This window comes from Breoghania sp. (genome assembly GCF_030066895.1).
Taxonomy (GTDB): domain Bacteria; phylum Pseudomonadota; class Alphaproteobacteria; order Rhizobiales; family Stappiaceae; genus Breoghania.
In genome coordinates, this window is sequence record NZ_JASJAV010000033.1 from 1 (window position 1) to 22,603 (window position 22,603).

A 22,603-nucleotide genomic window follows, 5' to 3' on the forward strand; every position below is an offset into this window, starting at 1 on the left:
ACACCCCTCACCCCAACCCTCTCCCCATGGGAGAGGGGGCGAAGACGGCCAGTTCTACAAGACACTGTGACGCCCTAATCGCCCCGCAGCCGATACGCGGGGATCGGATAGATCCGATCTTCGCCGATCATGTAGGCGGTGAAGCTCTCATTGCGGAAGAGCGGATCCCACGGCTCCTCCAACACGTTCAGTCCGCCCGTCAGCGCGCCGAAGGCGGGCAATATCAGCCACGTGTCGTCGCCCGCAAAACACGGCCGGCGCACCGAGCGCCCATGTCGCCGGATGCGGCCGACCGGGTAGAGATGGACTGCGATCTCGCCCATCACCGTGTCGACCAGCGGTTCGTGACGGAAGACGAGTGCGCCGAAATCCGCGCAATCGGTGCAATCGCCGAAAAGTCCCGCACTGGCTTCCGGATCGTGGTTGCCGGTGATCCAGATCTATTCGCGCCCGAGTTGCAGCATGGCAAGCCGTGTGCGATCTGCCATCGAAAGGCGGTGCGCGGCTTCCGCGTCGTGGAAGCTGTCGCCCAGCGAGATCACGCGTATGGGCTCGAAATGGTCGATGACGGCGGCCAGCCGATCGAGGGTGATGGTGGTGTCGTAAGGCGGCAGCATCACGCCGCGCATGGCGTATGCGGAGGCCTTTTCCATATGCAGATCGGAAACGATCAGCGTGCGTTCTGCTTCCCACCACACCACACCGGACAGGTGCAGCGTCAGGATTTCTCCGGCCACGGATATTTCGAGCCAGTCAATAGAGGGCGTGTGCCGCCAAAAGGTGCTCGCACCGAGATTCACGTCATAGCCTCCGCAATGAGATCGTCGGCGAATTCGGCGAGGAGTGACTTGTTGGCCTCGCCATACACAGGCTCGCGGCCGATTTCAAGCATGATCGGTACGGCGAGCGGCGATATGCAACTCAGGGCAGTATGCGTGATTCGTGCCCGAATGCGGCGCAAAAGTGTACTTAGCCGCGAAATGTCCAGAAGGCCCGTCGCGGCGTCTGCCCAGGTCGCCTGCAGCAGAATGTGGTCGGGTTCATTGCCCGCGCAACACGTTATAAATGAGGTCGGAGGACACGGTGATCTGACGGCCGCTCTTTTCCTGTCCCGGATGGCGGCGCTCGATCAGCCCGCCGATCACCGCGCAATTTCTGAAGGTCCGCTTCATCAGCGCCGACCCGGCAAGCCACGCATCGAGATCGTCGCCCGGCATGTCCTCGTCGAACAGCGCCTCAAGCGACAGATCCCCGGGCGTGATGGCCGCGCCCATGTCGGCAAGCCCCCAAACGGCCAGTGCATAGTCGTTGGCGACGAAGCCCAGCGGCTTCAGCCGCGCCCGTTCCAGCCGCCGTGTCAGCAGCATTCCGAGCGTCTGGTGCGCAAGCCGCCCCTCGAACGGGTAGCAGATCATGTAGTGCTTGGCGCGGCGCGGGAACGTCTCCACCAGCAGGCTGTCGCGCCCGGGAAGCAGCGATTTGTCGCGCTGGATCTCCAGCCATTCGCGCACCTGGTCGGGCAAGGCGCGCCAGTAGTCCGACTCCGCCAGCATGGCGCGCACGCCGTCGGCCAGATAGGTGGAAAGCGGAAACTTGCCGCCCATATAGGCCGGGAACCTTCGGCGTCTGGGCTTCCGCGCGCGAAACGAAGACGACGTTTTCGCGAAGCATCTCGAAACGCACGACCTCGCCGGCGAAGACGAACGTGTCGCCGGGCGTCAGTTACTCGATGAACCATTCCTCCACCTCACCCAGGATCCGCTCGCCGCGTCCCACCGGTGCCCGTCGTCCGCCCGCGGCCGAGCGCGCAAGGCGAACCTTCAGCACCGGCGCTTCGACGATGGTGCCCACATTCAGCTGGTATTGCTGAGCGATCCGGGGATAGGATATGCGTCAGCGCCCGTCGGGCATGCGCTTGAGCCGCGCATAGCGGTCATAGGATTTCAGCGCATATCCGCCTGTTGCCACGAAATCGATGCAGCGCTTGAAGGTCGTGAAATCGAGATCGCGATAGGGTTCGGCGCTCGTCATTTCCTCAAACGTTTCCTGCGTCTCGAACGGTCCCGCGCAGGCGAGTCCCAGAAGGTGCTGGGTGAGAACGTCGAGACCGCCGGTGCGCAGCGGCGGCGTGTCCTGCGTGCTCGCGCGTGCCGCCTCAAGGGTTGCCCGGCATTCCAGGATCTCGAACCGGTTGGCGGGCACCAGAAGCGCCTTCGACGGCTCGTCCATGCGGTGATTGGCCCGCCCGATGCGCTGCATCAACCGGCTCGCGCCCTTCGGGGCCCCCACATTGATGACCAGATCGACGTCGCCCCAGTCGATGCCGAGATCGAGCGAGGAGGTGCAAACGACCGCGCGAAGGCGGTCTTCGGTCATCGCCGCTTCCACCTTGCGCCGTTGGCCTGCATCGAGCGAGCCGTGATGGAGCGCGATTTCCAGCCCGTCCTCGTTGATCCGCCACAGTTCCTGAAACAGCAACTCTGCCTGGCTGCGCGTGTTGACGAAGACCAGCACCGTGCGGTGCGCCTTGATCTCTGCATAGATCTCGGGAAGCGCATAGCGGGCGGAATGGCCCGACCAGGGAATGCGTTCCTCTGACTGCAGGATGGAGGTATCGGGCGCCGCCCCCTCGCGGACGGTGACGAGATCCGAAAGCGCGCGCTCTTGCCCTTTCGTTTGCGGAACGAGCCAGGCGCGCAGATCGTCGGGCTCAGCGACCGTTTTGCCGAGAGCCCGATGGTGCGCATCTTCGAGGCGAGCCGGTTGAGGCTCGCAAGGCCGAGCGACAGGAGATCGCTCCGCTTGGAAGTGGTGAGCGCGTGCAACTCGTCGAGAATGACCGTGGTTAGCCCGGAAAAGAAGCTCTCCGCATCGGGTGAGGCGATCAGCAGGGCAAGCTGTTCGGGGGTCGTCAGCAGGATATCGGGCGGGGCGTGCTTCTGGCGCTTGTGGGCGGGCGTGTCGCCGGTGCGCGTCTCCACCTCGATGGAAAGCCCCATCTCTGCGATCGACGCTTCCAGATTGCGCGCGATATCGACGGCGAGCGCCTTCAGCGGCGAGATGTAGAGCGTGTGGATGCCGCGCCGAACGGGATCGCCCGGCTTGCGATCGGCGAGCGCGGTCAGGCTCGGCAGAAAACCGGCCAGCGTCTTGCCCGCGCCGGTGGGCGCGATCAGCAGGGTCGAGCGGCACTCCCGGGCTCGTTCCAGCAGATCGAGCTGATGGGCGCGCACCGACCATCCGCGTGCGGAGAACCAGTCCCGGAAGAGGGGAGGGAGCAGGGCCTCGCGGCCCGCCTGCGCATTGTGCTGCAATTCCTGATACCTGCCGACCGGATGCCGCTTTCGGGCGCCATCTCGCCCGTTTCCTCCTAATCTCCGCACCCGATCTCTGGCAAGGCTAGGCCTTTGCGCCCGGGGTCTTTGCAAAAAGTTTGGCGAAGAGATTTGCGAAGAGTTTGGGATGAGTGCATCACCCCCATCGCCGCGGGCTTCGCGAAGCGCTATATCCGCTTTGGTGACCACCGTTCGGATCGCGAATTGACGTGGCGCGAAAGATGGGCAGTCTGCCAGGATCGGACCCCTGAGAAGAATGCAAGGTCGACGCCGATGAAAACGGACCAGGACACGAATGCCATCCGTGAGCTGTTTGCGACCTATGCAAGCGGGTTCAACGATTTCGACGCCGATGCGATTGCCGATCTCTTCGCCTATCCGGTCGTGATCTGGCAGTTCGACCGCGGCAACATGTTCGAGGACGACGAGGAGCTTCTGGAAAATATCGAGGCTCTGCTGGCCGTGCTCGACAAGGAAGCGGTCGTTCATTCCGATTATGAGGTGCAGGCGCTGTCCGTTTCCGGCCCCACCGCGCTGGCCAGCGTTTTCTGGAAGCAGCAGCGCGAGGACGGCGAAGTCGCACTTGCCTTCACGTGCCACTATCACCTGGTCAATATCGAAGGCGAATGGCTGATTGCCTCCATTTTCAATGAAAATGTCTGACATCGTGATTTGTCGCAGTAAGCGAAGCTTGCTCTTCTCCGCGCGGCCCGGCATTGTCTTGACGTTCGGGCCGCAAGCAACCGACTAGATCTGGTGGGGAGAGCCGACGTGAAACCGACGATCGACTATTACTTCGCTCTGATTTTGCCTTTTGCCTATCTCGGGCACGTCTCCTCTCTGGACGTCGCTGAAAAGCATGGAGCGACGATCCGCTTCTTTCCCGTCAATCTCGGCGCGCTGTTTTCCGAAACCGGCGGCCTGCCCCTGTCCAAGCGCCATTCCGCCCGCCAGTCCTATCGCTGGCTGGAACTTCAGCGCTGGCGCGAGGCGCGCAAGATGCCGCTGAACTTTCAGCCCGCCCACTTCCCCACCGATCCGACGCTCGCCGACTGCACGGCCATCGTGCTCGCCCAATATGGTGGCAACGTCGCCGACTTCGCTCACCGCGCCTATCGCGCCTGCTGGGAACTGGATCGCGATATCGCCGACGAGCACGTCATCGCAGGGATTCTGGACGATCTGGGCGAGCGAAAGGGCGATCTCCTCGTCGCCGCGCGTTCCGACGACGTCAAATCGCTTTATGCGCAAAATGCCCGTCAGGCGGCAGCCGCCGGTGCCTTCGGTTCGCCGGTCTACAGGCTCAACGGCGAGGCCTTCTGGGGACAGGACCGGCTCGAGCTGCTGGGATCGGCGCTGGAGAGCGGGCGCGCACCCTATCGGCCTCTCTGAGGGCTCAGCGATACAATCTGGCGACGAATCCGGTTAGATTGGATCCCTCGATACGAGGCCGGGCATCGGCCCCGTATGCCGTCCGTCTTGTTGCCATTTGCATCGGAGGGGTCGATGCGCATCCTTGCCGGATCGTTTTGCGCCGCGCTGCTGGCTGCGGCACTGCTTGTCCCGTCCGCGAGCATTGCGGACGAGCTTTCGCCCGTCGACAGCGATCGCTACACCTTGCACGAGATGTCGGAAGGCTGGCTGCGGCTTGATCGCAAAACCGGCAAGGTGTCGCTCTGCCGGGCGAAATACGGCGAATGGACCTGCGCCCCGGTCCCCCGATGCGGTTGCCGCCTATGAGACGGAGGTCCGCGCGCTGGAGGCCGACAACAAGCGCCTGAAGGCACGGGTGGCGGAGCTGGAACACCGCCTGTCGGCAACCGATGCGCCTGCGCCGAAGAAGAAGCGCGAGGAACGGCTGATCACGCCGCACGAAAGCCGCGAGATCGATCGCTTCGGAAATGTCCGAACGCGTTCTGATGCACTTCTTCGGCGTCGTGAAGACGCTGAAGCGCGAATTCGAGGACCGCACCTGACGCGAATGTGTGCCCCAGGGGAGTTTGCGATCTTTCACGAGGAGCGCCACAAGCTCCAATGTCATCCCCGCCTTCGCGGGGATGACAGTCACGGGAAAATATGCGGACGACTCCCTTCGTTCGCCCCGCCTCAGATCATCGAGCGTGCGGCGATCTCGTTGCGGGCCTCTTCGGGGAGCGGCACGGGATTGCGCGTTTCCAGATCCATGATCATGGCGGTCACGTCGAGCGTCGCAATCACCCGTCCGGCGGCGCCGTCGAACATGTGGTGGCGGAAGGTGAAGGTCTTCTGGCTCGCGCTCGTCAGACCGGAGATAACGTGCAGTGTCGTGCCCGCGCGGGCGGGCAGGCCGCGGGTCAGCTTCATTTCCAGTGCCACGCGGCCGTAGTCGTTCTTGTCGAGCCAGGACCGGGTCAGCTTGGCATGTTCCCAAAGATGCGGCGCACCGTCGGTGAAGCAGGCGAGCAGGAAACGATCCTCCGCGTTGCTGTCCAGCCCGCAGTCGCGCGGCAGAACCGTGGCCCGGTTGACCAGGATCGCGCCCGCGGCGATGAGGTCGGCTTCCTTGATGTCGAGCGCGGCGGGAGAGGTCTCGAAGCTGCACGCGGCCGCCTGTTCGGGCATCGGCTCGGCCGCACCCTGCAGGCGCTTGCGTAGATCGGTCAGCGCGCGCTCGGAGGGCGCATAGCCGTCAAGCGCGGTCGCCGCGATCCGCCCGGTGGAGGCATCGCGCATCACATGGACGACGGATAGAAGATGCGGCCCGTCGAAGGTCGCGTGGGAGGTGACGCTTACCAGCGCGCCCGCATAAAGCTCGCCGTGATAGCGCACGTGACGAACGCGGCGCGGCCCCGCCTGTGCCTCGCTGAACCCGGTCTGAAACCGGAATTGACGGTCGGATTCCTCGAATTTCGCGAAATAGAATTGGACGTTGAGGTGATCGTTCTCGTCGCATTCCCACGTGTTGACGAAGGATTTGAGCGTATCCAGGGTGGGCATGAGGTTCCGTTTTTTCGTTTTGATCTGAGCGGGGCGCGAACCGTCAATGGTTCCAGCGCGTCCCAGTGGCTAGCTTTTAGCCGCAAAGGCGGCGCAGATGAAGGTGTCTATTTCGGCATTACTCTTGCGCGAAATTTCCAACGGAAACACCTGGAAAACGTGACATCCGCCGGGATGGACGGAAATCTCCGTCTTGTTGCCCGCCGCCAGCCAGCGCGAGGCCATGAAAAGACTGTCATCGAGCAGCGCGTCGCGCGTTCCCACCGAGAATAGGGTGGGAGGCAGGCCCTTGAGATCGGCGCGAATGGGCGAAATGTCGGCCGGGCTCGCATCTCCGTCCTCGCCCAGGAAGGCTTCAGTGGACTTGGAGATGTCGCGCGTGGTCAGGATCAATTTCTCCGTCCCCCAGTTGCGCGCGCTCGGCGTGAGTTGCAGGTCGTAGCAGCCCGCCGTCAGCACCGCCCCGGCAAACGGGGTCAGCCCGTGCTTGTCTCGCAGGCGCAGCAACGTGGCAGCCGAAAGATGCGCGCCCGCCGATTCCCCGCCGATGACGAGCGGTAGGTCGCGGAACGGCGACTGGCACACGAGCCACAGCGCCGCCGTCTCGCAATCGTCGGGCCCTTGCGGATACGGGTTCTCCGGCGCCAGCCGATATTCCACCGACAGCGCCACGGCCCCGGTCGTGCGGGTGATTTCCTCCAGACGGTCGTCCTGCGAATCCGAGGTGCCGAATGTCCAGCCGCCGCCGTGAATATGCAGGTAGACGCCGCGCGGGTGTCCCGTTTCCGGCAGGATCTGGCGGATCACGATCGAGCCGTGCGGCCCTTCGATGGTTACCGTCTCGGCGCGCGGGCATTTGGGCGGCAGCGGGAAAGCGTCGAGCCCCTTTGCGAGCAATTCCCGCACCTGGGCCGGCGGTATGCTCCACACGTCCGGCATTGCCGTCAGCTCGGCGGTCTTTTCGATATTGAACTGACGGGTCTCGTCGCTGATGGCGTCGTCGGTGAAAAGAGCGGGATCGAGCTGCATGGCGCGTGCCTTCGTCTACGGGGTCAGCCCGGAACGCTACTCGTCCGCTTCAACCCTGCCAAGACCCCGGCTTGGGCGAATGGCGAGTAAATCGGCGCCGCTTCGTGTATCAACAATAATTACATGGCGTTGTCGCTCAACGCGGGATCTACCGTCGGGCGCCGGATGGCATTGACGAATTGTGTCGCCTCGCTGCCCGGCGCCGCCGTGACGAGGCTCACCACGATCGCGACCATGAACTCGGCCGCAATGCCGAAAGGCGCGGCCGACAGTATGCCCGCCCCAAACCCCATATCCACACCCATCTGCAGCGCGCAGGCAACCGCAATCTCCGCCGCCATGCCCGCTGCCGCCGCCGTTGCGCGCTTCCACCAGATGCCGAGCACCAGCGCGGGGAAGAAGACCGCCGCCGCCAGAACCAGAGCGCTCGTCACCAGTCCGGGAAGCACGAGCACCCCCGCAAGCGCGACATGGGCGGCAAGCTCCGCCACCGGCAGGGGCACCAAACGCGTGACGAACAGCCTCCGCGCTGCCGTTGCCCGCGGCGACAGGGTGCGGTGGAAGCCGTTATGCGCGAGCGAGTTGGCGATGGTCAGCAGCAGCCCGTTTCCCGCTGAAAAAAGCGCCGCCAGTACGCCGATTGCCAGAAAGTCGGAAAAGGTCCCGCCGAGGCCGAGAATTTCGGAGAAGGCGGGAACGACGGCGCGCGGATTGAGCGCAAAATCCTGAAGACGAAGCGCGCTGTAATAGCTGTCGATTTCCGCACAAGCGGTGCGGATTGCCTCCGTCAAGACCGCCGGAACGCCGCAAATGATGACCAACCCTTCCACGCTCAGTCGGTGCACCCAGGCGGGCAAGGCATCGAGCGGCAATCCGGGGAGCGTGCGCACCATCTCCAGCTTGGTCATGAGCACATAGGCCGGAATGGCGGTCACGATCAGCGCGACAAAAACGAAGCCCCAACCGGCGGTCCTGCGGGCCTGCTGCGCGCTCGGAGCCGTGAGAAAGCGCGTCAGCGTATGCGGCAGGCAGGCGGTTCCCACGCAAAGGCAGACGAGCAATCCGGCGATGCGGGCAGCATCGCCCCCGGTCTTAGGCCAGGGCAGGGTACTGGCTGCGGCGGCAAGATGGTCGCCGGGCAACCCAGCAAGTGCGGTGCGCAGATCGGCAATGACGGAGCCGAGCGCCACCTGCGGGATCGGCTGACCGTATGTGTGGAAGGAGAACGCGACAGGCGGGATCAGTAGGGCGGCGGCAATCACGAGATAGAGTGCGCTCTGCGGCCCATGTCAGGGCCCGCATGCCGCCCGCCAGCGTGCACACGAGCATGATCGCGAGAACGGTGACGATCGCGATCTCATGGGAAAATCCGAGGAACCTTGAGGCGACGAACCCGGTTGCGACCAGTTGCGCGCTGAGCAGCAGGAATGACGTGGCGACCAGCACCGCCAACGCCAGAAGCCGAACGATCTTTCCGCCGTACCGCGCGGCCAGAAAATCGGGCACCGTCAACGCGCCGGATCTGTTGAGATAGGGCGCAAGGAGCAAGGCCAACAGCACGAGCCCGCTGCACCAGCCCACAACATAAAGCCAGACGTCCAGTCCCATCGCGCCGGAGGCGGAGGACGAGCCGGATGTGTAGATGACCCCGACCAGGCCGATGACGAGCGCCCCCGACAGCCATTGCGCGGCGATGGTCCCATTGGCGGGGGCGGGCACCCGGCGGCCTGCGAGGTAGAACTCGCCAACCAGCATCGTGCATGCGCGCAGGCCCAAAATGACGGGCACCGCGGCAACGAGGACCGCGAGCACCGTATAGGGCAAGCCGAGTCGTTCCAGAACGGAGAAAATGAGCAGCGCGAGCGGGAATATTCCCGCCAGAAGGACGAAACTCCATCCCAGTCGTCTGCTTGCGCCTGCGGTGATTTGCGCGGACGAGCGTGCGGCGAGGGCTCTGCGTATCATCCGGAAACCTTGACGGACACCGGGCCCACTCCCGCAAAACGTGCAAGGGGAAGGGGCGCAGGCAGTCGGGATTCGCACCGTCTGGCCTTTGTCGGGTTAGCTTTCATCGCTGTCGCGCCTCTCGCAAGTTGGGGGCGGGGCAAATTGGCGCCCCTTTCTCGCGCCTGCCGCGCGAACCGCATTCTTTTTCAGATTTTTCTGACAGGCGCAATCGCATGCGGCAAGACGCCCCCGTCAATTCGAGAAAACGCATGTTTGCCTGATCGCCTCTGAAAGCCTATCAATAAACATGTGCCGGTTTGCAAGACGACAATAACCATAACCGGCAAGACCGACGGTACGGTTCAAGGAAAGCCGAGGTCGAACACGTGACGAGGTTCCGCAAGGTGATCGCCGAACAAGCCTGTTTGGTGCGCATTTCCGCAACGGGAAGGCCCGTCTCGTGGGTGTTTTGGGGTAAGGGAAGATAGGCGGTTTGACCGACAAGCCATCTGTATAATTTCGTCGTTGCGGATGATCATCTGTTGTTTCGCGGCGCTTTGCGGCAGACGATCGAGAGCATGTATCCGGGGGCCGGTATTTTCGAAGTTGGCGCGTTTGAGGATGTTTCCGCACGGCTTGAAGCGTTGGACGACGTTGATCTCATATGCCGGATCTGACGATGCCCGGCATGCGCGGCTACTCGGGGTTGGTGTTCTTGCGCGCGCAATATCCGGGAATTCCGGTCGTCATCCTTTCCGCCAAAGAAGATCCGACCGCGATCCGTAATTGCATGAAATTCGGCGCCTCCGGCTTTATTCCCAAATCGCTTGGTATTGAGGCACTGCGGGAGGCGGTTGCCGCGGTCATGGCGGGCGAGGTGTAGTCGCCCTCCGATGTGGATCTCTCCGCCGTCGACGAGACGAGCGGTCTGGTCCAGCGCCTTGCAACGCTGACACCCCAGCAGGTGCGCGTTCTGATGATGTTGAGCGAGGGACTTCTCAACAAGCAGATCGCCTACGAGCTGAACGTCTCGGAGGCGACGGTGAAGGCGCATGTCTCCGCCATCCTGCAAAAGCTCGGCGTCGAAAGCCGCACCCAGGCCGTCATCGCGGCCTCCAAAATAGAAACCGGCCAGTGGCAGGCCGCCGTCAGCAGGTGAGGGTGTAGGGACTTCTGGCTCCTCTTCCCGTTTTAGGGAAGAGGTGTGTCTGGTTCGAGCGTTTCCCTCCCTCCAGTGGGCGGAGGGTGCCGTCGAAACCGGCAGCCCCCTTCGCTCACCGCGGCCGGTTTCGGGGCCGTCTCCATGCTCCGCGCCTCGTTGTGCAGGCGGGTCAGGTAGGCGCGCAGTGCGGCGGGTTTCACCGGCTTGTTGAGCATGTGAATGCCGCGGTTCTACGCGTCTCGGCGCACCTGCGGCGCGCGGTCGGCAGTAATCAGGATGGCGGGAATGTCGTCGATGCCGAATTTCCAGCGCAACTGCTTCACCGCGTCGATGCCGTTGCCCCGGTCGAGGTGATAGTCGACAGGCAGCACTTCCGGGATCTCGCCGATCTCGGAGATCTTCATCGCCACCTCCGCCGGATCAAGCGCGGTCACGATGCGGCATTCCCATCCAGCCAGCAGGGCCTCCATGCCCTCCAGAATGCTGGCCTCGTTGTCGAGCGAGAGAACCAGCATGCCTTGCAGCCTGGAGGAGCGCGCCGTCGGCGGGCCGGAGACGGGCTGGTCGGCGGGAATGGGGGCTGCCATCGGCACCGAAACCCCGAAGCGCGACCCGCCGTGGACCTGCGATCCGATCGTCACCGGATGATCGAGCACGCGGCTGATGCGATCGACGATCGACAGGCCGAGCCCGAGCCCCCGCGCCACCTTGGCGCCGTCATCCAGCCGGTGAAACTCTTCGAAGATCGCCTCGTGCTTGGAGGAGGGAATGCCGATGCCGGTATCCAGAACCTCGATGCTCACCCGGTTGTGATGCCGCCGGCAGCCTACCAGAATGCGTCCCTGACGGGTGTATTTCAGCGCGTTGGAGACGAGGTTCTGCAGAAGGCGCCTGAGCAGCCTGCGGTCGGAGCGCACCGACAGTTGCGTGGGCAGGATCCTCAGATCCAGCTCCTTTTCGCGTGCCATCGGCTCGAACTCGAGAGGATGCTGTCGAGCCGGAAGCTGCTGATTTCCGGTTGCATGCGCCCCGTATCGAGACGGGAAATGTCGAGCACCGTGCCGATGATCTCCTCCACGGAATCCAGCGAACGCTCGACATTGTGCACCAGATCGTAGTCGCGCCCGGCCTCGAAACGCTCCATCAGGGTGGAGGGGTAAAGGCGGCCGGCGTTCAGCGGTTTCAGGATGTCGTGACCGGCCGCCGCCAGGAACCGCGTCTTGCCGAGATTGGCCTCGTTCGCCTCCTTTTTGGCGCGCACCGGCTCGTCGTTGACGTGGGTCAGTTCCTCGGTGCGTTCCCGGATCCGCTTTTCCAGGTTCTCGTTGGCCCGCGCCAGCGCTTGTTCGGCGTGAACCCGTTCGGCGATGTCGGTGTAGGTGGTGACGATACCGCCGCCCGGCATCGGGCTGGTGCGCACTTTCAGAACCGTCTGGGTGGAGGCGATGCGCTCCTGGAACGTGTCCATGCGCACGGCAAGCGCATCGAGCCGCTCGTTGACCAGCTTCTCAACCGGCGAGAGGCCGAATTCCCCGCGCTCGGCGTTGTAGTGTAGCGCAGGATTGCATCGAGCGGCGTGCCTACCTGACCGTATTCCGGCGGCAGGCCCAGAAGCTCGCGGAACTGCCGGTTCCAGCAGATCAGCTGGAGATTCTGATCGTAGACCGAGATCCCCTGGCCGATCTGATCTAGCGCGGTCTGCAACAGGTCGCGATTGTACTGGATGGCGGCCGAGACATCGTCCCGCAGCTTCATCGCGCCCTTGGTCGCCGGGTCGCGGCGCTTGACCAGAAGCGACAGCACGAGCCGCGAGGAGACAGCACCGATGGCGGAGGCCAACAACTGCTCGGTGAAGCGCAGCATGCGCGCATCGGCCGGGTCGTTGGGCGAAGGCGGGATCTGCTGTTCGTGGGCAAAGCGGTCGGTACGCTCCGAGCCGAGATAACGCGCGACCGTAGTGCGCAGATCCTCCACCGTCACCGCCGTGCGCCACAGCCTCAGGGAGGGCGAAGGAGAGAAGCCGTCGGGCAGGAAGACATTCGCCTGCAACCGTTCGATCGATTCCGGCGCCCGGCTCAGCGAGCCGATTATATAGAAGGCGATATTGACCGCCAACGACCACAGGAGCCCGTGCACGAGCGGGTCGCCCTGAATTCCGAAAACACCTGGGGGCGCAGGAACATCAGCCCGAAGGGGCCATCGCTCAGCCAGGTACTCGACAGAAGGCCGGAATCGGCGAAGGTCGGCAGCAGCAGCGTGTAGCACCACACCGCAAAGCCCGATACCATGCCGGCGATCGCCCCGCGCGCGGTTCCCCGCCGCCAGAACAGCCCGCCGAAAAAGGCCGGCGCGAATTGCGCGATCGCGGTGAACGAGAGAAGCCCGATGGAAGCGAGCGCGGCGCTGTCGCCGGCCGCGCGGTAATAGGCATAGGCCAGCAGCAGCGTGGCGAAGATCGCGGCGCGGCGCACATAGAGCAGAAACCGCCCCATGTCGTGCATTTCGTCCGTATCGCCCGGACGACGACGTAAAACCAGCGGGATGACGAGATCGTTGGAGATCATGATCGCCAGTGCCACGCAGGCGACGATCACCATGGCAGTGGCGGCCGAAAGCCCGCCGATGAAGGCCAGCATGGTGAAGATCGGCTGATCCGCCGTCATCGGCAGCGCCAGCACGAAGATGTCCGCATCCACCGCGCCGCCGAAACGCAACAACCCCGCGGCCGCGATGGGAACGACGAACAGGTTGATCAGCACCATGTAGACCGGGAACATCCAGCGCGCGAGCTTCAGCTCGCCCTCGTCGTTGTTCTCCGTCACCATGACGTGAAACTGCCGCGGCAGCAGAATGGCGGCGAATATGGCCAGGCTCGTCATGACCAGCCAGCCGTTGCGATCCGGCGGTCCGGTGAAGACGTCAGCGACCCTGGGCGTCGCGCGCGCGGCGCGAAGCAGTTCTCCCGGCCCGTCGAACAGCCCGTAGATGACGTAAGGCCCGACGGAGAGAAAGGCGACCAGCTTGACGATCGATTCCGCTGCCACCGCCAGCATCAAGCCTTCCTGATGCTCGGTCGCATCGATATGGCGGGCGCCGAACAGCACGGCAAAGACGGCCATGCCGAGCGCGACCAGCAACGCGATATCGCTGATCACCTAGTCCGTCGTCGCGCCCCCGGCGCCGCCCGCGCGCATGAACAGCGTCGTCGTGGACAGCGACACCGCCTTCAGCTGCAGCGCGATATAGGGGATCGTGCCGCACACCGTGATGATGGTGACCACGGGCGCGACCGCCTGGTTCTTGCTGTAGCGCGCGGCGATGGAGGTGATGCGTTCGGCCTTGGCAAGGCGCACGATCCGCTTCAACAGCGGATAGCCGAGCGCCACCACGATGGCCGGGCCGATATAGATCGTCAGGAACTGGAAGTCGTTCTGGGAGGCGAGGCCGACGGTGCCGAAAAACGTCCACGACGTACAGTAGACGGCCAGCGACAGCGCATAGATCAGTGGCCGACCGCGTATGCGCGGCTTCTTGCGTGCACCGCGGTCGCCGTAGCTCGCCACGCCGAACAGCAAGCCGATATAGACGAGCGCGGAGACGACGACCCAGCTCTGAAGCATCCACCCTCATCGGTCTTGGCGGCCGTTTTCCCTCTTTGTTGCCGATTGATCGGATCACAGTTGCGTGTCGATGTCCATGTTCGCGCTATAGCGAAAAAGCACCTCTGCGTCACTTCGCGAAAGCCGAGGCGGACGCTCGGTGAACGGCGTTTGGCGCCTATCGCTCTGGTTGTAAATGTAAAACGGCGCTAGGAACGGTAAGGATAAACTGTCATTTCTGTCAATGTTATCGATCTTCTTAAGGGCTTCTCACTCGTCGTTTTGCCTGTTAGCCTGAATCTCAGGCGTGTGAATTGAAAGGTTCCGTCGAAATTTTGAGTGAAGAACTAAACAAGAGTGACGAAATCTTTCGAGGAAGTGGACGAATACAATCTCTAAGTAGTCAGTTTCATGGGTGTTGCGGGATGACGGCTGCCGAGGGCGATGATTGCGGGGGGGGGCAATCGGAAGTGTGGAGATTTGCATGCGGCAAGAACTGACCGATCTGACGGCCAATTACCCTTCCGTTTCCGAAGCACGTCTCCTGAGCATTCTCGACACGGCGGTCGACGGAATGTGCGTGATCAACAAGGAGGGCCGGATCCTCACCTTCAATCGCGCCTGCGAGCGCCTGTTCGGTTACACCGCGGCGGAAATGATCGGCGAGAACATCAAGCGGATCATGTCCGAAAACTACGCTTCCTGGCACGACGGTTTCATCGCCCGGTAGGTGGAGACGGACGCCGCCAAGATCATCGGCTACGGCCGCAAGGTCCGCGCCCGCCACAAGAACGGGCGCGAGTTCCCGGTGGAATTGTCGGTCGGCGAGGCGCAGACGCCGGAAGGCCGCCAGTTCGTCGGCATCCTGCGTGACCTGCGCCCGCGCAAGATCCAGGAAGAGCGGCTGAACCGCATGCAGTCGCAGCTCGTTCATTTCGCCCGCGTCACCGCCATGGACGAGATGGGCACCGCGATCGCGCATGAACTCAACCAGCCGCTGACGGCGGTCATGCTCTATCTGCAGGCGATCTCGCGCAAGGCGCGCTCTGAGGATGCCGATTTCGATCCCAAGATCCTCGATATTCTCGTCAAGACGGTGCGCGAGGCCCAGTGTGCGGGCCAGATCATCCAGCGCGTGCGGCAATTCGTTGAAAACCGCGAGGCGGAGCGGCGCAGCGCCAGCGTCGAGGACCTGATCGACGAGTCCCTCGAACTCGTGCTGCTCGGTCAGTACACCTTGTCGGTCAACGTTATCCGTGACGACGAAGACGGCATTCCCCCCCATCGACGTCGATCCGGTCCAGATCCAGCAGATCCTGGTCAATCTCATCTGCAACGCGCTTGAGGTGGTCAAGGATGGGGAGGAACGCTGGATCCGCATCTCGTCGCGGCGCGACGGCGAGGACGTGGTGATCGAGGTCGCCGACAGCGGGCCCGGCATTCGCCGGCCAACCTGTGCAATCTCTTCCGGGCCTTCTCCAGCACCAAGAAGAAGGGGCTGGGGCTCGGTCTGGCGATTTCCAAGTCGATCGCCCAGAGCCACGGCGGCGATCTGTCCGTCGATCCCGGCGGCGACGGCAGTGGCGCGATTTTCACATTGAAGCTACCCCTGGATCGGGGAGCTTCCGGGTCCGTCACCGATCCGGACGTTTCCTGAGGAGGAGGCTCACCAGAGCCCACGACATCCCCTAAAGCCCCGAACAGTTCGTAGAGCGAGGAAACTGGAATGGCTGCAGAATCGAACATGATCTACATCGTCGACGACGACCCGTCCGTGCATGACGCCCTGTCCATCGTCTTCGACATGGAAGGGTTCCGCGTGGAGTCCTTCGACAATGGTGATGCGGTCCTCATGGCGGCCGCGCGCGAAGAGCCGGCGTCCGTGATACTCGACGTTCATATGCCGGGCCGCTCCGGGATCGACATCCTCAAGGGCCTGAACGCGGAGGAATACCCCGCCCCCGTGTCTATCATCTCCGGCCAGGGCGATATCCCGATGGCGGTCAACGCCATCAAGCAGGGCGCGTTCGATTTCATCGAAAAGCCGTTCGATGCCGACGCGGTGGTCCAGCGCGTCCGCGATGGGATCGCGGCTTCCGCGCGGCGCGGCGACCGTGGCGACAAGGTGCGCAACTTCCCGGCGCCGAGACCCTGACCTCGCGCGAGCGCGAGGTTCTGGAGCAGATCACCGGCGGTGCGTCCAACAAGGAGGCGGGCCGTACGCTCGGCATCAGCCCGCGCACCATCGAAGTGCATCGCGCCCGCATCATGGAAAAGCTCGGCGCCCGCAATGCCGCCGATCTCGTGCGGATCGTCCTGACGGGCGAGAAGTCCGAGTAGGCGGCGCTGATCTTCGCCGAGCCTATTGGCAGAAATACCTCTGCGTAAAGATCGTAGCCTTGCGTCTTATTCCAACGGTGCGGGGCTTCGGCCGTGGAGTTGATTCGCCGGATTAATTTCTTTCGGGTCTACGACTATTTGTTATCCCTACCCGCGATGAAGTTTTCCCCGCTATCCCGTTGTCGGAAGTTGCTACATACGTCTTCTCCCCGATGACGAATACGCAAGTAGAAACGATATTATAACCATCAGACCCGACACTGGATGCCAGTCATTGCCGGTGGGATTCAAGTTCCGCCGGACTCGGGATTTTGGCCGTCCGTTGGTTTTGGAAGAAGAAATTGGCCGTATTTGTGATCGTGAAAGATGCCAGCCTCTCCGATGCGCTGGTCCTCATGCTTGAGCAGTTTGGCTACGACGTCGTCGAGGTGGACGACGCGTCGGCGTTCGTCGCCGGTCCGCCTCCCGAACCCGGCGATACGGTTGTCGTCGACATGAACCTTCAGAATGTGATCGGCCCGCGGATTGTGCGTTGGGTCAATTCCCTGCCGACCCCTCTCCCAAGTCCCAAGCTGGTCGCCTTTTCCGGCCAGTCCCGTGACGAGATCGCGCGCCGGTTGACCGATCTCGAAATTCCCGTTCTCCTACGTATGCCGTTCTCTGCGGCGCGACTCACGCCCTGGCTGTAACCGGCCGGAACAGCTCTGTGATTCCCTTTCGTACCTCCCTCTGCGGACGCCCGATGCGCTGACGGAGCGGAGGCGCTCATGAAAATTTCCGAAATTCAGGCGGTTGCGTGCGTTTCCAGATATTTCTGCCTGAGCGTCGGCTTTCAATGAAAATTTTATAGGCGCATTGCATTCGCATAGCTATTATTACCGCTACGAAACTGCACTTAATTACCGCTACGAAACTGCACTCGGCCGGATAGTGTAATTCTGTCAATGTTGTTTCGAGTGGACGAACGGGCCGGTCGCGCCCTGCGGCGTTTTGCGGAATACCGTTCTCCCGGAGAAATCCCCACGTTGGACACAGTGATTTCGTGACTGATCTGGGGTGGCAGTGGGACGGACTGCTTTCCGGATCACCGTGAAGGAGGGGATGTGACTATGACCTACGTCGAGCATTCTCCGGAGGCACTCGGTCTGGCTGTAGCCGGGGCGGAGCTTGCGGATATCGAGGCCGTTTGGACAGATTACGTAAACAGCCCGAAAATTCGAAAAGTCGTATTGGCGCCGCACGAGGCGGTCTTTTACGAAGGCGATCCCGCCGATCCACATGTACGAAGTGACCAAAGGCGCGGTGATGCTCTACAAGCTGCTGCCCAACGGTCGCCGTCAGATGGTGGAAATCCTGAAAACAGGTGATCTGTTCGGCTTCCAGCGCGGCTGCAACTACGATTGCACGGCGGAGACCCTGTCCAACGTCGGACTGCGCGCTCTCATCCGCAAGGACATCGACGTCTTGCTCAGCCTCAGCGCTATGTCGGCGACCGTATGCTCACCAAGATGGAATCCCTGCACGATCACGCCATGCTGCTCGGCCGCAAGTCGGCGATGGAGCGGGTGGCGAGCTATCTGATGCGTTTCGTGCCCGGCCGCGGCTCCGCCGAATGCGCCGGTCCCGTCGGCGATGTCGACGAGGGAATGATCGAACTGAGCATGACCCGCCAGGAAATCGCTGATTTCCTCGGCCTGACCATCGAGACGGTCAGTCGGGCGCTTTCCGAACTGAAGCGTCGCGGCCTGATCCGCATCGAGAAGCAGGACCGCATCATGGTCCCGCGCATCTGCAACCTGTGCCGCCTCACCGGCATGCACTGACGCGGAACGGCATTCGCACCTGCCTCTCCACTGAGATCCTCAGCGTCATCCTGTGCGCGCTCCAGCCATGCAAATGCTGCTGCGCAGGCACGGGATCTCGTGCTGTGCGTTCCGCGCCAAGCAACGTGGGCACCCCGCAACGTGCTGTCCGGAGGGGTCGATTTTGCACCTGACTGTCATCCCCGCGCAGGCGGAGATCCAGTAACCACTCGATTTCGCTTATCGAATTAAAACGCCAACCCCACGGGATGCCGGTTCCCCGCCTTCGCGGGGATGACAATCGAGCGATGCGAGAACGCCTTCAAAAAGAGGTCTTTCTTGGGGCTTCAGCAGCAGCTACGGCTTCTCGCCGTACCCTCACACCGCGACGGAGTGCCGGGCCTCGCCCTCTGCCAGATAGCTGTCAAAGGCGGCGGCGGCGACGCGTACGAAAGGCTGGCCGGCTTTTGTGACCTGGACGTGCCAGCCGTCGACTTCTAACAGTCCGTTGCGCACCAGTTCCTGCAAGTGTTCGAAACCGTCGGTCATCGTTTCGGGCGCCAGTGCGTGGCGCGCAGCAAACGCGGCCACATCGACCACGTAATTCGTCATCAGCGCTTCGATGATCTGGGCGCGCGCCCGGTCGTTGGCGTCCAGCGCCACACCGCGTGCGATCGGCGCCCGTCCGGCCTCGATCGCCGCCGACATCAGGCGCGTTCTGCACGTAGCCCTGCGGCAGGCGGCCGATGGAGGAGGCGCCGAAGCCGAACATCATATCCGCATCGTCCGGCGTGTAGCCCTGGAAGTTGCGGTGCAGGTGACCCGTCTCAAGAGCGATCGCCATGGAATCGTCGTGACGTGCGAAATGGTCGATGCCTATCGGCACGTAGCCCGCGGCCAGGATCTCCTCGCGCGCGGCCTCCGCCAGCGTACGCCGGGCAGATGCATCGGGCAGATCCGCCTCGTTGATGAGCGTCTGGTTCTTCTTGAATCACGGCACATGCGCATAGCCGAACAGCGCGATGCGGCTGGGCGCGAGCAGTAGGGCGCGCTCCGCCGTCCGGCGAATGGAATCTTCCGTTTGTCGGGGCAGGCCGTACATGAGATCGAAATTGATGGCATCGAGCCCGACGCCCTTCAGCGCGTCGACGGCCTCGACCAGGGTCTCATAGGGCTAGATCCGGCCGATCGCCTCCTGAACCGTCACGTCGAAATTCTGCACGCCGAGGCTGGTGTACGTGACGCCCGCCATGGCCAGCGTTTCGGCGAGTTCAATCGATACCGTGCGCGGATCGAGCTCAATGGCATGTTCGCAATCGGGATCGATCTCGAAGCCGTCGCGCAGCGTCTCCACCAGCTTCAGGAACGAAGGACGCGGCATCAAGTTCGGCGTGCCGCTGCCCCAATGGATATGGCGCACCCGGCGCGGGCCCTCGATCCGCGAGCCGATCAGCTTGATTTCCGCATTGAGCGTCTCGCCATAGGCGACGATCGGTGCGTCCTTGTGGCTCGCCTTGGTGTTGTAGCCGCAATCCTCGCTGGTCATCGCCATTTCGCGGTGCTGATCATCACGTGCCCCTGTGCTCTGGGCCTCGCCATCCCCGCCGTTCAGATCGTCGCCAGCGGTCTGCTGTTCAAGAAGGGCATCCTGCTCAATTCTGGCGATGCGCTGGAACGCTTTGCCGCCGTCGATACGGTTGTCTTCGACAAGACCGCACGCTGACGCTCCCCGACGCAGCCCTCGCCAACGCCGATGCGGTGGATCCGGAAGCTCTGGCGCTGGCGGGCCCGTCTGGCGCTCGCAAACCGTCATCCGCTGGCAGCCGCCCTTGTGCGCGGGCCAGCGGAGCGACGGAACCCGTTGCAGGGGCCCGCGAAGCGGCGGGCTCCGGTGTCAAGGCAACGGTCGGCGGCGTCGAATGGCGTCTCGATAGCCCGAAATTCTGCGAGGTTGCGCCGGATCTGGCGGCATCTGCTCTAGAGCGTCACCCCGATGCCTCGCTGATCGTCCTGGCGCGCGAGGGAGCCGAGCCCTGCTCTTCGCCGTGCGTCAGGCTTTGCGCCCTGATGCGGTTGAGGTCATCGCCGATCTGAAGGCGCGCGGCCTCAGGATCGAGATCCTCTCCGGCGATCACGAGGCGGCCGTTGCCATGGTCGCAAACGAATTGGGGGTTGCCGACTATGCCACCCACCTCGATCCGCGTGGCAAGATCACCCGGCTCGGAGCCCTGAAGGGCGAGGGGCGCACCATGCTGATGGTCGGCGACGGGCTGAACGATGCACCCGCGCTGGCCGCAGCCCATGTCTCCATGTCGCCGGTCTCCGCCGTTCACCTGAGCCAGGCGGCGGCCGATGCGGTGTTCCTTGGCGAAAGCCTCGCCGCCGTGCCGTCCGCTTTGACGACGGCGCACCGCGCGCACGGCCATGCGGCAGAATCTGGTGCTGGCGGCGGCCTACAACTGCATCGCGGTGCCCTTCGCGGTCGCTGGCTTCGTCACGCCGCTGCTTGCCGCCCTTGCCATGTCGGCCTCCTCCATCATTGTGACGGGCAACTCCCTGCGGTTGCGTTTTACGTGAGACGATTGACGTGGTGAGAGGGTCGGTTAGGTAATGGTGTCATGGACGTCCTGATCTATCTCATCCCGATCGCGCTCTTCCTCGGCGGCCTCGGCCTCGTCGGCTTCTTGTGATCGCTGAAAAGCGGCCAGTACGACGACCTGGAAGGCGCCAAGTGGCGGGGCCTGTCCGGTGATGACCTTCCCACCGACCGGCGGCCGGAGAAGCCGCATGAGGAGGCCGGGTAGGTCAGCGGTTCGGTGCGGATGCCGATCCTTCGAGACGGCCGCTGACGCGGCCTCCTCAGGATGACGTTATCGTGGGGTGGTCCTGATGTCCCCATCACCTTGTTCAAGGTCATCCTGAGGAGGGCCGATAGGCCCGTCTCGAAGGATCGGCATCCGCACCAATTCACACCGCCAACTTCCCCCAGCATCTCACGCCCGACCAAACAAAAAGGGCCCGCGCCGGAGCGCGAACCCTTTCCTTCTCCCACTTCAACTCGTGAAGTCGTGTCAGCCGCCGGAGGCGGTGAAGATGTTCTGGTCGAGCGTTTCAGCTCGTGCGGTCGCATCCTGCGAGGCGGAGCCCTTTGGCAGTCCCAGACGCTCCCACACATCGGCCAGCGCGTCGCGCAGGTGGTCGATCAGCGCATCGTTGTGGAACGGCGTCGGCGTGATGCGAAGACGCTCGGTGCCGCGCGGCACGGTCGGGTAGTTGATCGGCTGGATGTAGATGCCGTGATCGGCCAGCAGGATGTCGCTCGCCTTCTTGCACTTCTCCGGATCGCCCACCAGCACCGGCACGATATGCGTCTCCGATGGCATCACCGGCAGACCGGCGGCCCTCAGCACGTCCTTGGTGCGCTGTGCCTGGCGCTGCTGCGCCTCGCGCTCCACGCCGGATGCCTTCAGATGACGGATCGAGGTGGCGGCCGCCGCCGCCAGTCCCGGCGGAATGGCGGTGGTGAAGATGAAGCCCGGTGCATAGGAACGCACCGCATCCACCAGCGCCGTGGAGCCGGCAATGTAGCCGCCCATCACGCCGAACGCCTTGGCAAGCGTTCCTTCGATGACGTCGATGCGATCCATCACGCCGTCACGCTCGGCGATGCCTGCTCCGTGCTCGCCATACATGCCCACCGCGTGAACCTCGTCGATATAGGTCATCGCGTTGTACTTGTCGGCGAGATCGCAGGTCTTCTCGATGGGGGCGATGTCGCCGTCCATGGAGTAGACCGACTCGAACACGATCAGCTTGGCCCGCTCGTTGCCGGCGTTCTTGAGCAACTCTTCCAGACGCTCCAGATCGTTGTGCCGCCAGACCTGCTTGTGCATGCCGGAGTTCTTCACGCCCGCGATCATCGAGGCGTGGTTGAGCTGGTCGGACAGGATCAGGCAGTCCGGCAGAAGCTTGGCGATGGTCGAGATAGCGGCCTCGTTGGAGACGAAGCCGGAAGTGAACACCAGCGCGGCTTCCTTGCCGTGAAGTCCGGCGAGTTCCTCTTCCAGAAGCACCAGCGGATGGTTGGTGCCGGAAATGTTGCGCGTTCCGCCCGCACCCGCGCCCATGCGGTCTGCGGTCATCTTCAGCGCTTCAAGAACCTCGGGGTGTTGCCCCATCCCGAGATAGTCATTCGAACACCAAACGGTGATCTCGCGCTCAAGGCCGTTTTCCGCGCGCCAGAGGGCACGCGGAAATCTCCCTGCGATACGTTCCAGATCGGCGAAGACCCGATAGCGCTTCTCGTCGCGCAACGCATCGACGGCGGTCTCGAAAATGGCCTGATAGTCCATTCGTCCGTCCTTTTATTCATTCTAAGGTGAACCTATCGCGGTTCGCCGGAGATGTCGAATG

General features: G+C 63.1%; 25 protein-coding genes and 6 pseudogenes. 16 read left to right on the top strand and 15 right to left on the bottom strand.

What is annotated here, in order from left to right; genetic code table 11:
* Positions 1–74: 74 nt before the first annotated feature.
* From QNJ43_RS24625 to QNJ43_RS24635, 3 genes and pseudogenes are all read right to left on the bottom strand, one after another.
* Positions 75–323 carry a hypothetical protein gene (locus QNJ43_RS24625; RefSeq protein ID WP_300474276.1) on the bottom strand — a complete coding sequence of 83 codons (249 nt, stop codon included), beginning with the start codon at positions 321–323 and terminating at the stop codon, positions 75–77.
* A gap of 117 nt (positions 324–440) precedes the next feature.
* Positions 441–737, bottom strand: a complete 297-nt coding sequence (locus QNJ43_RS24630; protein WP_300474278.1) for a hypothetical protein — start codon at positions 735–737, stop codon at positions 441–443.
* A gap of 59 nt (positions 738–796) precedes the next feature.
* Positions 797–3,314, bottom strand: a pseudogene (locus tag QNJ43_RS24635) (ligase-associated DNA damage response DEXH box helicase).
* 294 nt (positions 3,315–3,608) lie between these two features.
* Here QNJ43_RS24635 and QNJ43_RS24640 point away from each other — a divergent pair.
* The 3 genes from QNJ43_RS24640 to QNJ43_RS24650 all read left to right on the top strand — a co-directional run bounded on the left by QNJ43_RS24640 (position 3,609) and on the right by QNJ43_RS24650 (position 5,075).
* The gene (locus tag QNJ43_RS24640; RefSeq protein ID WP_300474282.1) at positions 3,609–3,998 is read left to right on the top strand and encodes a nuclear transport factor 2 family protein; all 390 of its coding nucleotides are present in this window, start codon (positions 3,609–3,611) and stop codon (positions 3,996–3,998) included.
* Positions 3,999–4,106: 108 nt separating this feature from the next.
* Complete coding sequence (locus tag QNJ43_RS24645; RefSeq protein ID WP_300474284.1) at positions 4,107–4,727, top strand: 2-hydroxychromene-2-carboxylate isomerase; 621 nt, start codon at positions 4,107–4,109, stop codon at positions 4,725–4,727.
* A 114-nt stretch (positions 4,728–4,841) separates the two neighbouring features.
* The gene (locus tag QNJ43_RS24650) at positions 4,842–5,075 is read left to right on the top strand and encodes a hypothetical protein (RefSeq protein ID WP_300474286.1); all 234 of its coding nucleotides are present in this window, start codon (positions 4,842–4,844) and stop codon (positions 5,073–5,075) included.
* Positions 5,076–5,441: 366 nt separating this feature from the next.
* On the opposite strand, the gene QNJ43_RS24655 is transcribed toward QNJ43_RS24650, so the two are convergent.
* From QNJ43_RS24655 to QNJ43_RS24670, 4 genes are all read right to left on the bottom strand, one after another.
* On the bottom strand, positions 5,442–6,311 hold the full coding sequence (locus tag QNJ43_RS24655) for a thioesterase family protein (protein ID WP_300474289.1): 870 nt from the start codon (positions 6,309–6,311) through the stop codon (positions 5,442–5,444).
* A gap of 69 nt (positions 6,312–6,380) precedes the next feature.
* A complete protein-coding gene (locus tag QNJ43_RS24660; RefSeq protein WP_300474291.1) occupies positions 6,381–7,340 on the bottom strand; it encodes an alpha/beta hydrolase in 960 nt (319 codons plus the stop codon).
* A gap of 119 nt (positions 7,341–7,459) precedes the next feature.
* Positions 7,460–8,530, bottom strand: a complete 1,071-nt coding sequence (locus QNJ43_RS24665) for a hypothetical protein (protein WP_300474294.1) — start codon at positions 8,528–8,530, stop codon at positions 7,460–7,462.
* The gene (locus QNJ43_RS24670; protein ID WP_300474296.1) at positions 8,433–9,305 is read right to left on the bottom strand and encodes a hypothetical protein; all 873 of its coding nucleotides are present in this window, start codon (positions 9,303–9,305) and stop codon (positions 8,433–8,435) included. The genes QNJ43_RS24665 and QNJ43_RS24670 overlap by 98 nt, the downstream gene beginning before the upstream one ends.
* Positions 9,306–9,796: 491 nt before the next feature.
* Between QNJ43_RS24670 and QNJ43_RS24675 the strand changes: the two are divergent.
* Positions 9,797–10,446: pseudogene (locus tag QNJ43_RS24675) on the top strand (response regulator transcription factor).
* A 233-nt stretch (positions 10,447–10,679) separates the two neighbouring features.
* On the opposite strand, the gene QNJ43_RS27720 reads toward QNJ43_RS24675, so the two are convergent.
* The 5 genes from QNJ43_RS27720 to QNJ43_RS27740 are packed head-to-tail and all read right to left on the bottom strand — an operon-like array spanning position 10,680 to position 14,069.
* Positions 10,680–11,417: a hybrid sensor histidine kinase/response regulator gene (locus QNJ43_RS27720; protein ID WP_346433119.1), complete on the bottom strand. Its 738-nt coding sequence runs from the start codon at positions 11,415–11,417 to the stop codon at positions 10,680–10,682.
* Positions 11,390–11,953 (bottom strand): PAS-domain containing protein, encoded by a 564-nt coding sequence (locus tag QNJ43_RS27725; RefSeq protein WP_346433127.1) that lies wholly within the window; start codon positions 11,951–11,953, stop codon positions 11,390–11,392. The genes QNJ43_RS27720 and QNJ43_RS27725 overlap by 28 nt, the downstream gene beginning before the upstream one ends.
* On the bottom strand, positions 11,872–12,585 hold the full coding sequence (locus tag QNJ43_RS27730; protein ID WP_346433120.1) for a PAS-domain containing protein: 714 nt from the start codon (positions 12,583–12,585) through the stop codon (positions 11,872–11,874). The genes QNJ43_RS27725 and QNJ43_RS27730 overlap by 82 nt, the downstream gene beginning before the upstream one ends.
* Positions 12,537–13,604: a hypothetical protein gene (locus QNJ43_RS27735; RefSeq protein WP_346433121.1), complete on the bottom strand. Its 1,068-nt coding sequence runs from the start codon at positions 13,602–13,604 to the stop codon at positions 12,537–12,539. Before QNJ43_RS27735 ends, QNJ43_RS27730 begins: the two co-directional genes overlap by 49 nt.
* A complete protein-coding gene (locus QNJ43_RS27740; RefSeq protein WP_346433122.1) occupies positions 13,605–14,069 on the bottom strand; it encodes a hypothetical protein in 465 nt (154 codons plus the stop codon).
* A 463-nt stretch (positions 14,070–14,532) separates the two neighbouring features.
* On the opposite strand from QNJ43_RS27740, the pseudogene QNJ43_RS24685 reads away from it, so the two are divergent.
* The 7 genes and pseudogenes from QNJ43_RS24685 to QNJ43_RS24715 all read left to right on the top strand — a co-directional run.
* A pseudogene (locus tag QNJ43_RS24685) lies at positions 14,533–14,943 on the top strand (PAS domain S-box protein); the annotation flags it as partial.
* A gap of 66 nt (positions 14,944–15,009) precedes the next feature.
* Positions 15,010–15,393 (top strand): histidine kinase dimerization/phospho-acceptor domain-containing protein, encoded by a 384-nt coding sequence (locus tag QNJ43_RS24690; RefSeq protein WP_300474511.1) that lies wholly within the window; start codon positions 15,010–15,012, stop codon positions 15,391–15,393.
* A 1-nt stretch (position 15,394) separates the two neighbouring features.
* Positions 15,395–15,705: pseudogene (locus QNJ43_RS24695) on the top strand (ATP-binding protein).
* A gap of 69 nt (positions 15,706–15,774) precedes the next feature.
* A pseudogene (locus QNJ43_RS24700) lies at positions 15,775–16,388 on the top strand (response regulator).
* A 341-nt stretch (positions 16,389–16,729) separates the two neighbouring features.
* Positions 16,730–17,077, top strand: a complete 348-nt coding sequence (locus QNJ43_RS24705) for a response regulator (protein WP_300474299.1) — start codon at positions 16,730–16,732, stop codon at positions 17,075–17,077.
* 589 nt (positions 17,078–17,666) lie between these two features.
* Positions 17,667–17,969, top strand: a complete 303-nt coding sequence (locus tag QNJ43_RS24710; RefSeq protein ID WP_300474301.1) for a cyclic nucleotide-binding domain-containing protein — start codon at positions 17,667–17,669, stop codon at positions 17,967–17,969.
* Positions 17,885–18,211 carry a helix-turn-helix domain-containing protein gene (locus QNJ43_RS24715; protein ID WP_300474303.1) on the top strand — a complete coding sequence of 109 codons (327 nt, stop codon included), beginning with the start codon at positions 17,885–17,887 and terminating at the stop codon, positions 18,209–18,211. The genes QNJ43_RS24710 and QNJ43_RS24715 overlap by 85 nt, the downstream gene beginning before the upstream one ends.
* Before the next feature lie 357 nt (positions 18,212–18,568).
* Here the strand turns inward: QNJ43_RS24715 and QNJ43_RS24720 are convergent, their stop codons facing one another.
* Positions 18,569–18,898 carry a hypothetical protein gene (locus QNJ43_RS24720; protein WP_300474305.1) on the bottom strand — a complete coding sequence of 110 codons (330 nt, stop codon included), beginning with the start codon at positions 18,896–18,898 and terminating at the stop codon, positions 18,569–18,571.
* Between the two features lie 103 nt (positions 18,899–19,001).
* Here QNJ43_RS24720 and QNJ43_RS24725 point away from each other — a divergent pair, with 103 nt between their 5' ends.
* On the top strand, positions 19,002–19,235 hold the full coding sequence (locus tag QNJ43_RS24725) for a hypothetical protein (protein ID WP_300474308.1): 234 nt from the start codon (positions 19,002–19,004) through the stop codon (positions 19,233–19,235).
* Between the two features lie 129 nt (positions 19,236–19,364).
* Here the strand turns inward: QNJ43_RS24725 and QNJ43_RS24730 are convergent, their stop codons facing one another.
* Positions 19,365–19,736, bottom strand: a complete 372-nt coding sequence (locus QNJ43_RS24730; RefSeq protein WP_300474309.1) for a radical SAM protein — start codon at positions 19,734–19,736, stop codon at positions 19,365–19,367.
* Between the two features lie 12 nt (positions 19,737–19,748).
* Between QNJ43_RS24730 and QNJ43_RS24735 the strand changes: the two genes are divergently transcribed.
* From QNJ43_RS24735 to ccoS, 4 genes and pseudogenes are all read left to right on the top strand, one after another.
* On the top strand, positions 19,749–19,913 hold the full coding sequence (locus tag QNJ43_RS24735; protein ID WP_300474311.1) for a hypothetical protein: 165 nt from the start codon (positions 19,749–19,751) through the stop codon (positions 19,911–19,913).
* Between the two features lie 35 nt (positions 19,914–19,948).
* Positions 19,949–20,284 carry a hypothetical protein gene (locus QNJ43_RS24740; RefSeq protein ID WP_300474314.1) on the top strand — a complete coding sequence of 112 codons (336 nt, stop codon included), beginning with the start codon at positions 19,949–19,951 and terminating at the stop codon, positions 20,282–20,284.
* Complete coding sequence (locus QNJ43_RS24745; RefSeq protein ID WP_300474316.1) at positions 20,236–20,784, top strand: HAD-IC family P-type ATPase; 549 nt, start codon at positions 20,236–20,238, stop codon at positions 20,782–20,784. Before QNJ43_RS24740 ends, QNJ43_RS24745 begins: the two co-directional genes overlap by 49 nt.
* A 24-nt stretch (positions 20,785–20,808) precedes the next feature.
* Positions 20,809–20,994, top strand: a pseudogene (gene ccoS / locus QNJ43_RS24750) (cbb3-type cytochrome oxidase assembly protein CcoS).
* Between the two features lie 267 nt (positions 20,995–21,261).
* Here ccoS and hemA read toward each other — a convergent pair.
* Positions 21,262–22,542: a 5-aminolevulinate synthase gene (hemA, locus tag QNJ43_RS24755; RefSeq protein WP_300474318.1), complete on the bottom strand. Its 1,281-nt coding sequence runs from the start codon at positions 22,540–22,542 to the stop codon at positions 21,262–21,264.
* Between the last annotated feature and the right edge of the window lie 61 nt (positions 22,543–22,603).